The 15,404-nt window shown below is 73.0% G+C and carries 11 protein-coding genes and 1 pseudogene; 5 read left to right on the forward strand and 7 right to left on the reverse strand.

Annotated elements, in window-relative coordinates:
* Positions 1–9: 9 nt before the first annotated feature.
* Positions 10–3,990 (reverse strand): glycoside hydrolase family 2 TIM barrel-domain containing protein, encoded by a 3,981-nt coding sequence (locus tag ACIG0D_RS07075; protein ID WP_399796815.1) that lies wholly within the window; start codon positions 3,988–3,990, stop codon positions 10–12.
* A gap of 273 nt (positions 3,991–4,263) precedes the next feature.
* On the opposite strand from ACIG0D_RS07075, the gene ACIG0D_RS07080 reads away from it, so the two are divergent.
* Positions 4,264–5,016, forward strand: coding sequence for a DUF4142 domain-containing protein (locus tag ACIG0D_RS07080; RefSeq protein WP_365761548.1), 753 nt, complete (start codon positions 4,264–4,266; stop codon positions 5,014–5,016).
* A gap of 134 nt (positions 5,017–5,150) precedes the next feature.
* A complete protein-coding gene (locus ACIG0D_RS07085) occupies positions 5,151–5,846 on the forward strand; it encodes a type 1 glutamine amidotransferase domain-containing protein (RefSeq protein ID WP_399796816.1) in 696 nt (231 codons plus the stop codon).
* Positions 5,847–5,895: 49 nt separating this feature from the next.
* On the opposite strand, the gene ACIG0D_RS07090 is transcribed toward ACIG0D_RS07085, so the two are convergent.
* Positions 5,896–6,291, reverse strand: a complete 396-nt coding sequence (locus tag ACIG0D_RS07090) for a nuclear transport factor 2 family protein (protein WP_399796817.1) — start codon at positions 6,289–6,291, stop codon at positions 5,896–5,898.
* A 64-nt stretch (positions 6,292–6,355) separates the two neighbouring features.
* Between ACIG0D_RS07090 and ACIG0D_RS07095 the strand changes: the two genes are divergently transcribed.
* Together ACIG0D_RS07095 and ACIG0D_RS07100 are read left to right on the forward strand one after the other, a co-directional pair.
* Positions 6,356–6,940: a PadR family transcriptional regulator gene (locus ACIG0D_RS07095; RefSeq protein ID WP_399796818.1), complete on the forward strand. Its 585-nt coding sequence runs from the start codon at positions 6,356–6,358 to the stop codon at positions 6,938–6,940.
* A gap of 172 nt (positions 6,941–7,112) precedes the next feature.
* Positions 7,113–8,069, forward strand: coding sequence for a LysR family transcriptional regulator (locus tag ACIG0D_RS07100; RefSeq protein ID WP_399796820.1), 957 nt, complete (start codon positions 7,113–7,115; stop codon positions 8,067–8,069).
* A gap of 16 nt (positions 8,070–8,085) precedes the next feature.
* Here ACIG0D_RS07100 and ACIG0D_RS07105 read toward each other — a convergent pair whose 3' ends face one another.
* From ACIG0D_RS07105 to ACIG0D_RS07125, 5 genes and pseudogenes are all read right to left on the reverse strand, one after another.
* Entirely contained in the window at positions 8,086–9,468 is a 1,383-nt protein-coding gene (locus ACIG0D_RS07105; protein WP_399796822.1) for an SMI1/KNR4 family protein, read from the reverse strand.
* Positions 9,469–9,626: 158 nt separating this feature from the next.
* A pseudogene (locus ACIG0D_RS07110) lies at positions 9,627–10,133 on the reverse strand (O-acetyl-ADP-ribose deacetylase); the annotation flags it as partial.
* Positions 10,130–11,542 carry a phytoene desaturase family protein gene (locus ACIG0D_RS07115; protein ID WP_399796824.1) on the reverse strand — a complete coding sequence of 471 codons (1,413 nt, stop codon included), beginning with the start codon at positions 11,540–11,542 and terminating at the stop codon, positions 10,130–10,132. The pseudogene ACIG0D_RS07110 and the gene ACIG0D_RS07115, both read right to left, overlap by 4 nt.
* A gap of 101 nt (positions 11,543–11,643) precedes the next feature.
* A complete protein-coding gene (locus ACIG0D_RS07120; protein ID WP_399796825.1) occupies positions 11,644–12,489 on the reverse strand; it encodes an inositol monophosphatase family protein in 846 nt (281 codons plus the stop codon).
* Positions 12,490–12,589: 100 nt separating this feature from the next.
* Positions 12,590–14,476: a gamma-glutamyltransferase family protein gene (locus ACIG0D_RS07125; protein WP_399796826.1), complete on the reverse strand. Its 1,887-nt coding sequence runs from the start codon at positions 14,474–14,476 to the stop codon at positions 12,590–12,592.
* Between the two features lie 249 nt (positions 14,477–14,725).
* On the opposite strand from ACIG0D_RS07125, the gene ACIG0D_RS07130 reads away from it, so the two are divergent.
* Entirely contained in the window at positions 14,726–15,397 is a 672-nt protein-coding gene (locus ACIG0D_RS07130) for a hypothetical protein (protein ID WP_399796827.1), read from the forward strand.
* Positions 15,398–15,404: the final 7 nt, after the last annotated feature.

Consider the following 15,404-nt stretch of genomic DNA (forward strand, 5'->3'; position numbering starts at 1 on the left):
GGTGGCGGGTCACGCCTGCGGGGTGGCCGTGGGCCTCCGGGAGAGCCGCATCGCCTCCTTCACGTCGGGCAGGGGACGCAGCCGGTAGCTGTACGCGTAGTCGCGGTCGGCGAACAGCTTGTACTCGTCGTGGGTGTGGGCGCCCCAGCTGTTGTCGCCGCCGACGCCCATCTGCCGGTGGTTGACGCGCAGCACGACCTCCTCGCGCGGGGTGAGCTGGTAGTCGTGGCGCACGCCGTCGGAGAGGTCCTCGGGGGTGAAGTGGGAGGCGTTGACCTCCAGCAGTCCGTCCCCGGTGACCAGCAGTCCGGCGCCGCTGTCGTCGGTGAGGGCGATCCAGCGGACGTCGGTCTTGTTGCCGTTCTCCTGCGGGCGGATGTACGGCGTCCACTGTCCGGAGACGGTCCCGGAGTACACGCCGACGTCGGTGCCGTTGTTGCGGTCCCAGTGGTTCTCCTCGGGGCCGCGCCCGTAGTAGCGCAGCCGCTCCAGCCGGCCGGGCAGGAAGAGCAGGGCGCCGACCTCGGGGAGGTACGGCAGGCTCGCCGCGCCCGGGTGCAGGGTGTGGTCGACCTTGACCTCGCCGTTGCCGAAGACGGTGTAGGTGGTGGTGAACGTGGAGGCGACGGTGGTCGGCAGGGTTCCGGTGACGGTGACCTCGACGGCCTTGCCGCCGAGGGGACGCGCCCGGACGTCCGACACGGTGCGGCGGGCTCCGGCGTCGCGCCAGGTCTGGTTGCGGGTGTGCTGGCCGTTGCCCCTGTCGTTGTCGGTGGGGGCCCGCCAGAAGTTGGGCGTGGGACCGGAGAGGATCAGGGGCTTGCCGCCGGACTCGTAGGAGGTGAGGACACCGGCGCGCTTGTCGATCGTGACGGAGAAGTCCGCGCCGGTGACGGTGATCTCCCGGTCGCCGTCGGTGTGGCGCAGCGCGGGCACGCTGTCCAGCGGCACCGGTGTCACCTCGGGGACGCCCGCGTCGAGGGGGATCTGCTGCCGGGCGACCTCGAAGCCGCGCTCGGCCCACGGGGTGGGCTCCTTGGTGGTGAAGGACAGCTCCAGGAAGAACTCGGTGCCGGGCGGCGGGTTCTGCGGGAGCCGTACGGGCAGGGTGATCCGTCTCGTGGACAGGGGCGGTACGTCCATCTGGGCGCGGGTGAGTCTGCCGCGCTGGACGGTCTCGCCGTCGGCGACGAGGGCCCAATGGCCTTCGTACGCGCGGAGGTTGGTGAACAGGTACTCGTTGGTGAGGGTGACCGCGCCGGGGCCGCCGTCCGCGGGGGCGGCGTTGACGGCCTGGTGGACGCGTTTGATCTCGGCGGCCTTGCCGGTGTGGCCGCGGTCGGCGGTGACGATGCCGTCGGCGACGAAGTTGCCGTCGTTGGGGTTGTCGCGCCAGTCGCCGCCGTAGGCGAAGAAGGTCTTCTCACGGGGCTTCTTCTCGGTGTGGCCGGCGGTGGCCGCGTCGAACCAGAACCGTACGCCGTCGTCGCCGGGGCCGCGGCTGTCGGAGGCGAGTTCGGCGGCGGTGAGGGCGCGGGCGTAGACGCGGGCGCGGCGGATGGTGCCGCTGAACTCGCGGGTCTGGCTGTCGGCGTCGGTGGCGAGGGCGAGGGGCGCGGTGGTGCTGCTCGGTCGCCGCGTGGTGGTGCGGGTGGCCCGGATCTGGCCGTCGACGTGGAGGGTGAGGGTGCCGGCGTCGGCGTCGTAGACGCCCGCGACATGGTGCTCGCGGCCGGTCCAGTCGTCGGGCAGCGCCCAGCTAGCGGTGATCCACTGGCCGCCGCCGTGGATGAAGAACTCCAGGCTCTTGCTGGTCTGCTTCAGGGCGTACTGGGTGTCGCCCTTGGCGAGGATCGGCTGGTGGTAGCCGAGGACGTGCGGGGTGATCCACGCCTCCAGCGTGAGGGAGCCGGTGAGGTCCAGGCGCTCGTCGCGGGCGAAGACGGTGCCGCCCGAGATGCCCTTCGCCCGGTCGAATGTGCCGCCTGCGGCCATGATCTCGCCCTTGAGGCGGGCGGGGCCGGTCTCGGTGAGCAGGATGCGCGGGGGGACGGGCCAGGTCAGCGACTGGTCGGCGAAGTCCCAGATCCAGCCGCCCTGGAGGACGTCGTAGCGGCGGACGAGGTCCCAGTACTTCTTGAAGTTGCCGTTGGAGTTCCCCATCGCGTGGGAGTACTCGATCATCACGTACGGCCGGGTGTCCGCGGTGTCCTTGGCGCGGGCCTCGACGCGTTGCGGGGTGTCGTACATCTCGGAGCGGATGTCGCTGATGCCCGGGCGGTCGTCGCCCTCGTACTGGATGACGCGGGTGGGGTCGTAGGAGCGGATCCAGTCGTGCATGGCGTTGAAGGTGGTGCCGCCGCCCGCCTCGTTGCCGAGGGACCAGATGACCACCGAGGCGTGGTTCTTGTCGCGGTGGACCATGTTCTGCGCGCGGGCGAGGCAGGCCTCGGTCCACTCGGGGTGGTTTCCGGGGTAGTCGGCGCGGATGCCGTGGGTCTCGAGGTTGGTCTCGTCGACGAGGTAGAGGCCGTACTCGTCGGCGAGTTCGTACCACAGCGGGTTGTTGGGGTAGTGCGAGGTGCGGACGCTGTTCATGTTGAGCCGCTTGATGAGGCGGATGTCGCGCACCATGTCCGCGCGGGTGAGCGCCATGCCGCGGTCGGGGTGCATCTCGTGGCGGTTGGTGCCACGGAAGGAGACCGATCTGCCGTTGATCCGCATCAGCCCGTCCTTGAGCGCGAACTCGCGCAGGCCGACCCGGTGCGAGAGGGTCTCGGTCACCTTTCCGGCGGGGTCGCGGAGCTGGAGGACGGCGGTGTAGAGGTAGGGGTCTTCGGCGGACCACAGGCGGGGTTCGGGGACGGCCCGGGCGGCCTCGACGGTGACCTCCTGGCCGGGCGGGACGTCGGCGGCCTGCTGGAGAGGGCGGCGCCAGACGGGCCGGCCGTCGGCGTCGTACAGCATGACGTCGACGGTGTACCGCCCACCGGTTCCGTCGGATCGCCGCTCCGGCTCGCCGGATCGTGAGCCGTAGTCGCGGACGTGCGCGGTGACCTTCAGCTCGGCGGCCGTGTAGTCGTCGCTCAGCGGGGTGTCGAGCTTGAAGTCGCGCAGGTGTACGGACGGGTTGGAGTAGAGGTAGACCGAGCGGAAGATCCCGCTCAGCCGGATCATGTCCTGGTCCTCGAGCCAGTCGCCGTCCGAGTAGCGGTAGACCTCGACCGCGATCTGGTTGGTGCCGGGCTTCAGGTACGGGGTGATGTCGTACTCGGCGGGGGTGTACGAGTCCTCGTGGTAGCCGGCGAGCTTGCCGTTGATCCACACGTAGTGGGCGGACTTGACGCCCTCGAAGTGCAGGAAGGTGCGGCGGCCGGTCCACGAGCGGGGGACGGTGAAGGTACGGCGGTACTGGCCGACCGGGTTGTAGCGGGTCGGCGCGGCGGGCGGGCGCGGTTCCTCGCCGAGGCCGTTGGGGCCCCAGTAGGGGTAGGTGATGTTGAGGTAGATCGGGCGGTCGTAGCCGTGCAGCTGCCAGACACTGGGGACGGGCAGGGTGTCCCAGTCGCTGTCGTCGAGGTCGGTGCGGTGGAAGTCCGGGTCGCGGTCGCCGGGGCGGTCGGCGTAGGCGAACTTCCAGGTGCCGTCGAGGCTGAGCCGGTACGGCGAGCGGGTGCGGTCGGCGGCCAGGGCCTGGCCGAGATCGGCGTACGGCATCAGCGTGGTGTGCGGCGGCTCGGTGCCGAGCCGGAAGACGGAGATACGGCCGTTCCACTCCGGGGTGCCGTCGCCGCCCGGCGCGGCGGAGGGCGTGGCGGCGGGTCCGGCGGCGTACGCCGTGCCGGGCGGCGCGGACAGGGCGAGCGCGCCGAGGACGGCGGCGCCGCCCTCGAGCAGCCGGCGGCGGCTGACGGCCGGGCGGACCGCGGGCGGTTCGGGGCGGTCGGCGGGTTCGGGGCGGTGGGGGTGCGGCGCGTGCGGGTGCGGCATGACCGTGACCTTCCTCGGGGGGTGAGCCACTCAACTCGCGGGCCCCAGGGGACTTCTGAGCCGCAGTCACACTAAAACTCCAACAGATTCGAAGCAATGACGCCGTCGCGGTCTGTGCGGTTCTGTTGGGCCAGTCGGCCGATACCCGTCCCTCGCCGCCTCGCTGTGGCGCAGCCCACACGGGTGTGGCGGAAGAATTTCGCGGCGCGCTGATCGAACCGCCCGGCGTTTGCGTACCTCCTGGCGTACAACCCACTCGCGTCTGGAGGCAGCATGCGGATGTCCCGCAACACGGCAGGAAGCGTCTTCGTGTTCGGCGCGCTGGGGCTGACCCTGGCGGCGCTCGCGTATCCCGCCATGCTGGGGGTGGAGAACACGTCCACGACGGCGGACCGCATCATCGCCAACACCCGCTACGGCCCGCTCACCGAGGCCGACCGTGACTTCGTGGTCAAGGTACGGGCGGCGGGACTGTGGGAGTACCCGCTGGGCGAGCTGGCGATGGAGCGGGGCACCACGCCGGAGATGAAGGAGGCCGGCGCGCACCTGATCGTCGGGCACGCCCGGCTGGACGAGACCTGCCGCCGGATCGCGCCGGAGCTGGGCATCACCCTGCCCAACCAGGCCAGTCCCCAGCAGCAGCAGTTCGTGGCGACGGCGGCGGCGGAGAACGGGCGGGCGTTCGACTCGACGGCGGTCACGATCATGCGGGTGACGCACGGGCAGATCTTCCCGGTCGTCGCCAAGGTCCGCGCGAACACCCGCAACAGCCTGGTGCGGCAGCTCGCCGACCAGGCCAACGACACGGTCCTGGACCACATCACCGTGCTGGAGAAGACCGGCCTGGTCAATCACGAGCAGGTGAACTTCCAGCAGACCTCGCCGCCGAAGCTCCCGCAGGAGCAGCTCACCCCGCCCCCGCCGCAGCCGGGCGCGCCGGTGCTCGCGCTGGAGCCGCGGCCGGACCTGAACATCAACACGGCGTCGCCGTCACCGTCCCCGACACCGGCGCCGACCTCACGCTGAGGAGCCCCTGCCGGGCTTATTCCTGGGAATCCATCGGCATCCCTATGCCGGACATTGGATTCGTCATTGGAAAAGCCTCACCGGGCAGGCCTAACGTCGACGGCATCCTGAGCACCCCTTATGGGAGAGGCAGCATGTCGAAGATCCTTTTCGTGATGACCGGCGTCGACTACTGGACGCTCGCCGACGGCACCCGGCACCCCACCGGCTTCTGGGCCGAGGAGGCCGTCGCGCCGTACGAGGCCTTCAAGGCGGCCGGGCACGAGATCGTCGTCGCCACCCCGGGCGGGGTCGTGCCGACGGTCGACAAGGGCAGCCTGGCCGCCGAGGTCAACGGCGGCCAGGAGGCCGCGGACCGGATCGCGGCGGCGCTGGCCGCGATGACCGAGCTGGAGCGGCCGATCCGGCTGGAGGACGTCGTCCCCGACGAGTACGCCGCCGTGTTCTACCCCGGCGGTCACGGCCCCATGGAGGACCTGGCCGTGGACGCCGTCTCCGGCCGGCTGCTGATCGAGGCCCTGGACTCCGGCAAGCCGCTCGGCGTCGTCTGCCACGGCCCGGCCGCCCTGCTCGCCGCGACGCGCGAGGACGGCTCCAACGCGTTCGCCGGATACCGGGTGGCCGCCTTCACGGACGCCGAGGAGATCCAGGGCGGCCTCGCCGACAAGGCGAAGTGGCTGCTCCAGACCCGCCTCACCGAGGCCGGTGTCGACGTCCGCGCCGGTGAGCCGTGGGCCCCGAACGTGATCGTGGACCGCAACCTCGTCACCGGCCAGAACCCGGCGTCGTCGGCCCCGCTCGCCGCGGAACTGCTGAAGAAGCTGGCCTGACGGTCCCTGCGGGCCGGCCTGTAGGGGCGGGCCGGCCCGCGGGGCGGGGTCACGCGGTGGCCGCCGCCTCCGACGCGATGCGATCGAACTGGGCACCCATGGCCTCGGACAGGGCCTGGGCGGCGGAGAGGGGGCGGACCATGACGGTGAAGTCGTCGATACGTCCGTCCTCGTCGAAGTGCAGGAAGTCGCAGCCGTGGAGCCGCTTGCCGTTCACGGTGGCGGTGAACACGAAGGCGTGGTCGCGACCGGCCGGGTCGGCGATCTCACGGACGTAGGTGAAGTCCTCGAAGACGCGCATCACGCCGCGCAGGATCGCCGCGGTGATGGCCTTTCCCTCGTACGGCTTGAAGGCGACGGGGCTGGTGAACACCACGTCGTCCGCCAGCAGCGCCTCCAGCGCCTGCGTGTCGCGGTCCTCGACGGCCTTGCGGAACGCGTGCACGGGCGACCCACCCCTCTCCATAGCCAACAAATTGAATAGGTGCACTGGAGAGTAGGGTGAGGTCATGGCTCTGCGCAATGCCGTGATGGCGACCCTGCTGGAGGGGGAGGCCTCCGGATACGACCTGGCCAAGAGCTTCGACGCCTCGGTGGCCAACTTCTGGACGGCCACACCCCAGCAGCTGTACCGGGAACTGGACCGCATGGAGCGGGAAGGCCTGGTCAGCACGCGTGTGGTGCGCCAGGAGCGGCGTCCGGACAAGCGGATGTTCTCCCTCACCGAGGCCGGATACGCGGCCCTGCGCTCCTACCTCGCCGACCCGATCGGCAAGCCCACCGCGATCCGGGACGGCCTGCTGGTGAAGGTGCAGTGCGCCGACATCGGCGACCTCGACGCCGTACGCGCGGACATCGCCGAGCGCGTCGCGTGGGCGCGGGCCAAGCTGGCCCGCTACGAACGGCTGCGGGAGCGGCTGCTGGGCGGGCGGGACGAGGAGGAGTACCTGACCCGTGCCGAGCGCGTGGGACCGTATCTGACGCTGCTGCGCGGGGTGTCCTTCGAGGAGGAGAACATCCGCTGGGGCGAGCGGGCGCTGCGGGTGCTGGAGGCGCGCGCCCGGGCCCGCGTCGGTGCGATAGCGGACGACTAGGGGGTGTCTCGTCGATCAGGCCGGATCAGCGAGCGGCGTCTGGTGCCGTGCATCGCAAGGCGGAGGAGGGAGTCGATGCGGAGCATCGGCGACCGACGACAACGCGGCGAGGCGCGGTGCCAGGCGTCGAGAGCCCGGCATGATCGGCGAGACACCCCCTAGGCTCTGCCCTGTGAGGTATAGGAATCCCGATGGCCCGGCGGACGGTTACTCCGGGGCGCCGGTCGGCCATCCGGTGGCGGATCTGAATCTGCTGCGCACCTTCCTGGCGGTGTACCGCTCGGGGTCGTTCACCGCCGCGGCGGGGCTGCTGGGCGTGTCGCAGCCCACCGTGACCACGCAGATCCGGGCGCTGGAGCGGCAGTCCGGGCGGGAGCTGTTCCAGCGGCTGCCGCGGGGTGTCACCCCGACCGCCGTCGCGCACGACCTCGCCGCCCGGGTCGCGGCCCCGCTCGACGCGCTCGCCGCGGCCACCGGACCGGACTCGGGCGCCGCCGAGCGGACCGCGCCGGTGCATCTGGCGGGGCCCGCCGAGCTGATGTGCCTGCGGGTGCTGCCGGTCCTCGCTCCGCTGACCGCCGAGGGGCTGCGGCTGCGGGTGACGCCCGGTCTGACCGACCCGCTGCTGGAGGAGCTGCGCGCCGGGCACCACGACCTGGTCATCGCCACCTACCGGCCACGGGGGCGGGCCCTGACCGCGATGCCGCTGATGGACGAGGAGTTCGTGCTGGTCGCCGCGCCGCTGTGGGCGGACCGGCTGGCGGACCGGCTCCCCGCCGACGGCCCCGACGCGCTGCGGGACGTCCCCCTCGTCACGTACGCGGAGGACGTGCCGATCGCCCGCCGCTACTGGCGCCATGTCTTCGGCACCCGGCTCTCCCGGCCCGCCGCGCTCACCGTCCCGGATCTGCGCGGGGTGCTCGCCGCGGTCGTCGCGGGGGCCGGGTTCACCGTGCTGCCGCGCTATCTCTGCCTCGACGAGCTGGCCTCCGGTGCGCTGGTGCCGCTGCTCGAACCGGAGGATCCGCCCATCAACACGGGCTACCTGGTCCAGCGCCCCGGCCGCCCCGACAACCCGGACGTGGTCCGGGTACGCGACCTCCTTCTGGAGGCGGGGCGCAGCTGGTGACCGGGAGCGGCGTCACTCACCGCGCCGGGTCGAGAGTCCCCTCGACAACAGTCCGCGATATCAGGGGGCGGTCCCAGAGGGCGAGGATCTCGTTGGCGAGCTCCACGACCGACAGCGGGTCCGCGTCGCCGTGCACCTCGATGCCGGCGGCGGACAGCCCGCGCGGCACGGCCCGCGCGTCGAGCAGGACCCGCCACTCGCGCGGCCCCAGCTCCAGATACTCGAGGCCGGTCAGCTTGGTGATCTCCAGGGGGTCGGCGAGGGTGCCCGGGTAGGCGGTGAGGGTCCGCAGCCGGGGCAGCCCGACGACCGGGGCGAGACTCAGCGGCTCGCCCTCCCACACGCCGATGGACAGCACCTCCAGCGCGGGGTGGACGGCGGCCTCGACGCTGGGCAGGCTGCCGGTGTTGACGTGCGCGACGGACCGGAGGTCGTTCACGCCGAGGCCGTCCGACAGGGCCGACGGCCGGTCGAGCAGGAAGTCGGTGACGGAGTCGGCGATCAGCGCGGCGCCGAGGTCCTCCTCGTGGCTGAGCATGATCACCTGTCCGAGGTGGCCGCGCGGGCCGGGCGTCAGGTCGATCGCGATCCGGTCGCCGCCGCCGTTGTCCGCGAAGACGATCCAGCCCGGTGAGCCCACCAGGTACTGCACCGCGGCGTCCGGCGCGGTGGCAGCCGCCTCCCTGGCGCCGAACTGCCACAGGCACTGGCGGGCGGAGACGTCGGAGACGTACAGCCCGTCCAGGGAGAACAGCTCGCAGCGGACCGCCTCCGCGTGGCGCTGCGCCGCCGCGTAGTCGTCGCCCAGGTCCTCCCACCGGGCCCGCGTCACCCGGTAGAGCGCCTTCAGCTCCTCGGGCAGGGCGACCCCGAGGCGCGCCTCCGTCTCGGCGATCTCCTCCTCCGTGGCGCCGATCGCCTCGGGCAGCCGCTCCCGCAGCGTGCCCTCCACCAGCTCCGGGTCCGCCGAGGGCGCGGGCCGCACGCCCTCGGCCACCGGCTCCGGCAGCCGGCGCCAGGGGGCCGGCACGGCGCCCTCGACGAGGACGAGCGCGCCCGGGCGGGCGCCCATCCCCGACTCCACGGCCGGGCTGGACCCCAGCACATGGACCACCGCCCGCCCGTCCGGGCCGAACTCCGCCGCGAACGAGACCTCCTCGTCCCCCGGGAGCGCCTCCCGCACCCGCTCCACCGCGTCGAACTCGTCCTGCATGTCCTCCACTTGGACCGCCCGCCCGAGCCGCGGCATCGGCCGGTGAAGCGGCAGGCTCCATCCGTACCGCCCGATCCGCCCTCCCACTCGCCCGGACGGGACACCGGCCCGGGCGCCGTCCCCGGCATGGGCCCGCAGCAGCCGCAGCAGCGGTTCCCAGGTCGCGAAGTCGTGGATCGAGGTCAACGGGGGCCTCCGGCAGGTCTGTCGGCTCGGTCAAAGCGAGTGCGGTGGTGCGGTGGTGCGGTGGTGCGGTCGGGAGCCTAACCCGCACCACTGACAACGCCCGCACCAGCGACAACGGCCGGCAGGAGCGACCACGCCGACCCCTCCGCCGCCCCTCGGCCGACCTGCGCGGCGAACGCCGCGTACGCCCGGTCGTCGAAGAGGACGAACCGGACCTCCTCGACCGCGGTGGGAGTGCCGCGCACCGTCTCGACGGCGATGCGGGCCGCGTCGTCCAGCGGCCACCGGTACACGCCGGTGGAGATCGCCGGGAAGGCGACCGTGCGGGCGCCCAGTTCGTCGGCCACGCGGAGTGATTCCCGGTAGCAGGAGGCGAGGAGGGCCGAGCGGTCCTCCTTGGGGGACCAGACGGGGCCGACGGTGTGGATGACCCAGCGGGCGTTCAGGGCGCCCGCGGTGGTGGCGACCGCCTGGCCGGTGGGGAGGCCCTTGCCGTAGCGAGACGCGCGGAGCCTGCGGCACTCCTCCAGGATCGCGGGGCCGCCGCGGCGGTGGATGGCGCCGTCGACGCCTCCGCCGCCGAGGAGGGAGGAGTTGGCCGCGTTGACGAGGGCGTCGGCGGTCTCGCGGGTGATGTCGCCCTGGACGAGGGTGAGGGTGGTCATGGCGTCTGCCTCAGCCTTCTCCAGACGGCCTTCGCCGCGTTGTGGCCCGACATGCCGTGCACACCGGGGCCGGGCGGGGTGGCCGACGAGCAGATGAACACCGCCGGGTGTGGGGTGCGGTACGGCGACAGGGACAGCCGGGGGCGCAGCAGGACCTGGAGTCCGGAGACCGCGCCGGAGGCGATGTCCCCGCCGACGTAGTTGGCGTTGCGGGCGGCGAGTTCGGGCGGGCCGGCCGTGGCGCGGGCGAGGACACGGTCGCGGAATCCCGGGGCGTAGCGCTCCAGTTGGCGTTCGAGGGCGTCGGTGAGGTCGCCGGTCCAGCCGTGCGGGACGTGGCCGTAGGCCCAGAAGACGTGCTTGCCGGCGGGGGCGCGGGTGGGGTCGACGACGCTCGGCTGCACGGTGATCATGAAGGGGCGGTCGGGTGCGCGGCCCTCGCGGGAGGCGGCGCGCAGGGCGGCGCCGATCTCCGCGCTGCTGGCGCCGATCTGGACGGTGCCGGCGGTGCGGGCCTCGGGCGCGGTCCACGGGACCGGGCCGTCCAGCGCGTAGTCGATCTTGAAGGCTCCGGGGCCGTACCGGTAGTGGTCGTAGAAGCGGCCGAAGCCCGCGATCCGGGCCAGGGCGGTGGGCGAGGTGTCGAAGACGTAGGCGCGGGCGGGCGGCAGGTCGTCGAGGCGCTTGACCTCGTAGTCGGTGTGGATCGCGCCGCCGAGGTCCTTCAGATACGCGGCGAGCGCGTCCGAGATGGACTGGGAGCCGCCCTGGGCGACCGGCCAGCCGCGGGCGTGCGCGGCGAGGGCGAAGACCAGCCCGATGGCGCCGGTGGCCACACCGTTGAGGGGGGCCATGACGTGGGCGACGAGTCCGGCGAAGAGGGTCTTGGCGGGCTCGTCGCGGAAGCGGCGGGTGAGCCAGGTCGACGGGGGCAGGCCGGCGAGGCCGAAGCGGGCGAGGGTCACCGGGTCGCGCGGGAGCGCGGTGAGCGGCAGGGACATGAAGTCCCGGACCAGCGTGTCCCATCGGGGCAGGAACGGCTCGACCAGTCTGCGGTAGGCGCCCGCGTCGCGCGGGCCGAAGGACGCCGCGGTCTCCGCGACCGAGCGGGACAGCACGGCCGCGGTGCCGTCCGGGAAGGGGTGGGCCATGGGCAGCTCCGGCTGGAGCCAGCGCAGGCCGTACCGCTCCAGCGGGAGGGCGCGGAACGCCGGGGAGTTGATGCCGAGCGGGTGGGCGGCGGCGCACGGGTCGTGCCGGAAGCCGGGGAGGGTCAGCTCCTCGGTGCGGGCGCCCCCGCCGACGGTGTCGCGGGCCTCGAAGAGGGCCACGGAGAAGCCGCGGCGGGCCAGTTCGACGGCAGCCGTCAGTCCGTTCGGCCCCGCCCCCACCACGACCGCATCGAACATCGACGGCACCTTCGGACTCCTTCGTCAGCCGACGGCCACTGGACTTCAGCATATGCCGGGGGACCGGCACTCCTCCTCGTCGGGCGCACGCGGCGGGCCGGTCACAGGGGCGAGGCCAGCAGGGCGGCGACCTGGCGGGCCGTCGCCGCGTCGCGGGCGGCGGTGAACGGCAGGTCGTTGCCACCGGTGATGTGGAACGGCTCGCCGGTGCGGGTCAGATGGGTGCCGCCGGCCTCCTCGACGAGCAGCAGGCCCGCCGCGTGATCCCATGCCGCCTCCCATGAGAAGGCGACGGCGTCGGACTCGCCCCGGGCGACGGCCAGATACTCCAGGCCGGCCGAGCCGCACGGGCGCGGGGCGACGCCCTCGGTGCGCAGGGCGAGCAGGGCGCGCTTCTGCTCGTCCGTGGTGTAGTCCGGGTGGGAGGTGGCGACGCGCAGGTCCCGGCCGGGCGTGGGCGGGCCCGCGAACAGCCGCTCGCCGCCCAGGAAGGCGCCCTGGCCCCTTACGGCGGTGGCGAGTTGGTCGCGCGCGGGCGCGTACGTCCACGAGGCGTGCACCACGCCGTGCCGGGCGAGCGCGACGAGGGTGCAGAATCCGTCCTCGCCGTGCACGAACTGCCGTGTGCCGTCGACGGGATCGACGATCCAGACCGGCGCGTCGCCCCGTATCGCCTCGTACGTCGCCGGGTTGGCGTGCACGGCCTCCTCGCCGACGACGACGGACCCGGGCAGCAGGGCGCACAGCGCCTCGGTCAGATACAGCTCCGCCTTGCGGTCGGCGTCCGTGACCAGGTCGTGCGGGCCGCTCTTCTGGTCGACCTCGTGCGCGGCCAGTTGCCGGAAGCGCGGCATGATCTCCGCGGCGGCGGCCTTGCGGACCGCCTCCTCCACGTCGGCCGCGTGCCGGGCGAGGAAATCGTCGATGGTTCCGCTCTCTTCGATCATGCCTCCATGAGAGCACGCGGCACTGACAATCCCCACCCGGCCGGTGCACTCCCGGTGGAATCGGGATGAAGCCCCTGGTCGCCGGACGTTGCCCGGCCGGTCACCGGCCCACCGCGTACCCCTGCATCCCGCGCGGGTTCGCCGCCGCCGACAGCACACCGGTCTCCGGGTCCCGGGCGACCGCGCACAGCCGCCCCTCCGACCAGGCGTCACCCACGGTGACATCGTGACCACGCCGCCGCAGCTCCGCGACGACCGCCGGGTCCGTGCGGGACTCCACCGTCACGCTGCCCGGCCGCATACCGCGCGGGAAGAAGGAGCCGGGGAAGCTGTCGTTGTGCCAGTTCGGCGCGTCGACGGCGCCCTGGAGGTCGAGGCCGCCGCGCACCGGGGAGCGCAGGGCGACGGCCAGGAAGAAGTGCAGCTGCCACTGGTCCTGCTGGTCACCGCCGGGCGTGCCGAAGGCCAGCACCGGGACGCCGTCGCGCAACGCGATCGACGGGGTGAGCGTGGTGCGGGGCCGGCGGCCGGGCGTGAGGGTGTTCGGCAGGCCCTCCTCCAGCCAGGTCATCTGCAACCGGGTGCCGAGCGGGAAGCCCAGCTCGGGGACGACGGGGTTGGACTGGAGCCAGCCGCCGCTGGGCGTGGCCGCGACCATGTTGCCCCAGCGGTCGACGACGTCGAGGTGGCAGGTGTCCCCGCGGGTGGCGCCGTCGGCGTCGACCACCGGCTCCCCCGGCACGGGCGAGGGCGCGCCGGGCGGAGCCGCACCGGGCGAGGTGTCATCAGGCGCGGCCGTGCCGGACGTGGCCGTGCTCGTGGCGACCGTCGGCTCCCCCGCGCCCGCCGCGCCGCCCGCCCGCGCCACGGCGGCCTCCACGCGCGCGTACCGGGACAGCCGGGGCGCACGCCCGCCCGGACTGCCGGGCCGCAGCTCGTACGAGGCCCGCTCCCCCACCAGTGCGCGCCGCTCCGCGTTGTACGCGTCCGACAGCAGCGCGTCGAGCGGCACCTCGGCGGCGTCGCCGTACCAGGCCTCCCGGTCGGCCATGGCGAGCTTGGAGTTCTCGATCAGCAGGTGGACGTAGTCGGCGGAGCCGTACGCGGGCAGCTCGGGCGGGAGCAGGGCGAGCTGCTGGAGCAGGACCGGGCCCTGGCTCCAGGGGCCGGCCTTGCACACGGTCCAGCCGTTCCAGTCGTACGTCACGGGCGTCTCGTAGGACGCCGACCAGGCGGTGAGGTCGTCGGCCGTGAGGGTGCCCGTGTGGTGCTCGCCGCTGGTGTCCAGGGTGGGGCGGTGCGCCTGCCGTATCAGGGCCTCGGCGATGAAGCCGGTGCGCCACACCTCCCGCGCGGCCTCGATCTGCGCCTCCCGGTCCCCCGCGCGGGAGACCTCGGCCAGCAGCCGCTTCCAGGTGGCGGCGAGGGCGGGATTGCGGAACGGCTCGCCCGCGCGGGGCGGCTTCCCACCGGGCAGGTACACCTCCGCCGACGAGGTCCACTCCGTCTCGAACAGCTCCCGTACGGTCTCGACGGTCGCGCCCACGTTCTCGACGGGTGGGTGGCCGTGTGCGGCGTAGCCGATGGCGTACTTCAGGACGTCCGCGAGGGACTTGGTGCCGTGGTCGCGCAGCAACAGCATCCAGGCGTCGAACGCGCCGGGCACGGCGGCGGCGAGCGGCCCGGTGCCGGGGACGAGGTCCAGTCCGAGGCCGCGGTAGTGCGCGACCGTGGCCCCGGCGGGCGCGACGCCCTGCCCGCACAGCACCCGCACCTCGCCGCCCGCCGGGGCGAGCAGGATCGGCACCTCCCCGGCCGGGCCGTTGAGATGCGGCTCCACGACGTGCAGCACGAACGCGCCCGCCACCGCCGCGTCGTACGCGTTCCCGCCGTCCTCCAGCACCGCCATCGCCGACTGGGAGGCCAGCCAGTGGGTGGAGGACACCATGCCGAAGGTGCCCTGGAGCGTGGGCCGGGTGGTGAACATACGGCGTCGCACCTCGCTTCCGCGGAGTCGGTGTCAGGCGTCCCGATCACCTGATCGTCCGCAGGCTATCGATCACCGCGGGCGGACACACGGGGGATATACCGGGCATACAACGCGCCGCCGGTGAGGCACCGTTACCGCGCGGGCACGGAGCGAGTTGGCACTTCCGCCCCACGGGGACTCATGTGACACTGTCGTCCCGTCCGCAGTGCGGACTCCCTCCGCACCGACCCCGACGAGAAGTGCGCCGTGCGTTCTCTTCCCCTGCCGCTCGCCCTCACCGCACGTCTGACCCCGGTCGCGGTGCTCGCCTGCGCGGGCTGGGCCCTGTCGTCCGGCCCCGAGACGACCACCGCCGCCCAAAGCAAGACGCCCGAGAGAACCGGGACCCGGTCGTCCACGTCCGCGCCGTCGACGACGGCGGTACCCAAGACGTACACCGAGGCCCCGGCGCCGTGCGACAGCCTGCCCGAGAAGACGATCGCCTCCCTCGTGCCGGGCGCCGAACCGGCCGGCAAGGAACTCCCGTCCACGGACTCCTCCGTGCGCCGCACCTGCTCGTGGAACGCCCTCAAGGGCTACGACTACCGCTGGCTCGACGTCTCCTTCGAGATCGGCGACTCGGACGAGAAGGCGGAGAAGCAGTACGAGGCGCGCAAGGCGGAGAAGAGCGGCGGCGGGGCGGTGCCGGGGCTCGGCGACGCGGCGTACTCCGTCGTGAACCTCACCACCGAGGACAAGCAGCAGACCCGTGAGGGCATGGTGCTGGTCCGCGTGGCCAACGCGCTGGTGACGGTGACGTACAACGGCTCCGACTTCGAGACGAGGACGGCACCCTCGACGGACGAGATCAACAAGGGCGCCATCAAGGCGGCCAAGGCCGCGGTGGCCGCGCTGACGGAGGCCGGCGGCACGGGCTGACGCCCCT

The sequence above is a fragment of the Streptomyces sp. NPDC052773 genome, from assembly GCF_044547145.1.
In the GTDB taxonomy this organism is placed as follows: domain Bacteria; phylum Actinomycetota; class Actinomycetes; order Streptomycetales; family Streptomycetaceae; genus Streptomyces.

What these genes read in the sequence shown, in the direction of transcription:
- ACIG0D_RS07095 (WP_399796818.1), top strand. Translation starts at nt 6,356, where the DNA reads ATGGCTCTGCGCAATGCCGTGATGGCGACCCTGCTGGAGGGGGAGGCC.
- ACIG0D_RS07085 (WP_399796816.1), top strand. Translation starts at nt 5,151, where the DNA reads ATGTCGAAGATCCTTTTCGTGATGACCGGCGTCGACTACTGGACGCTC.
- ACIG0D_RS07115 (WP_399796824.1), bottom strand. Translation starts at nt 11,542, where the DNA reads ATGTTCGATGCGGTCGTGGTGGGGGCGGGGCCGAACGGACTGACGGCT.
- ACIG0D_RS07125 (WP_399796826.1), bottom strand. Translation starts at nt 14,476, where the DNA reads ATGTTCACCACCCGGCCCACGCTCCAGGGCACCTTCGGCATGGTGTCC.
- ACIG0D_RS07075 (WP_399796815.1), bottom strand. Translation starts at nt 3,990, where the DNA reads ATGCCGCACCCGCACGCGCCGCACCCCCACCGCCCCGAACCCGCCGAC.
- ACIG0D_RS07080 (WP_365761548.1), top strand. Translation starts at nt 4,264, where the DNA reads ATGCGGATGTCCCGCAACACGGCAGGAAGCGTCTTCGTGTTCGGCGCG.
- ACIG0D_RS07120 (WP_399796825.1), bottom strand. Translation starts at nt 12,489, where the DNA reads ATGATCGAAGAGAGCGGAACCATCGACGATTTCCTCGCCCGGCACGCG.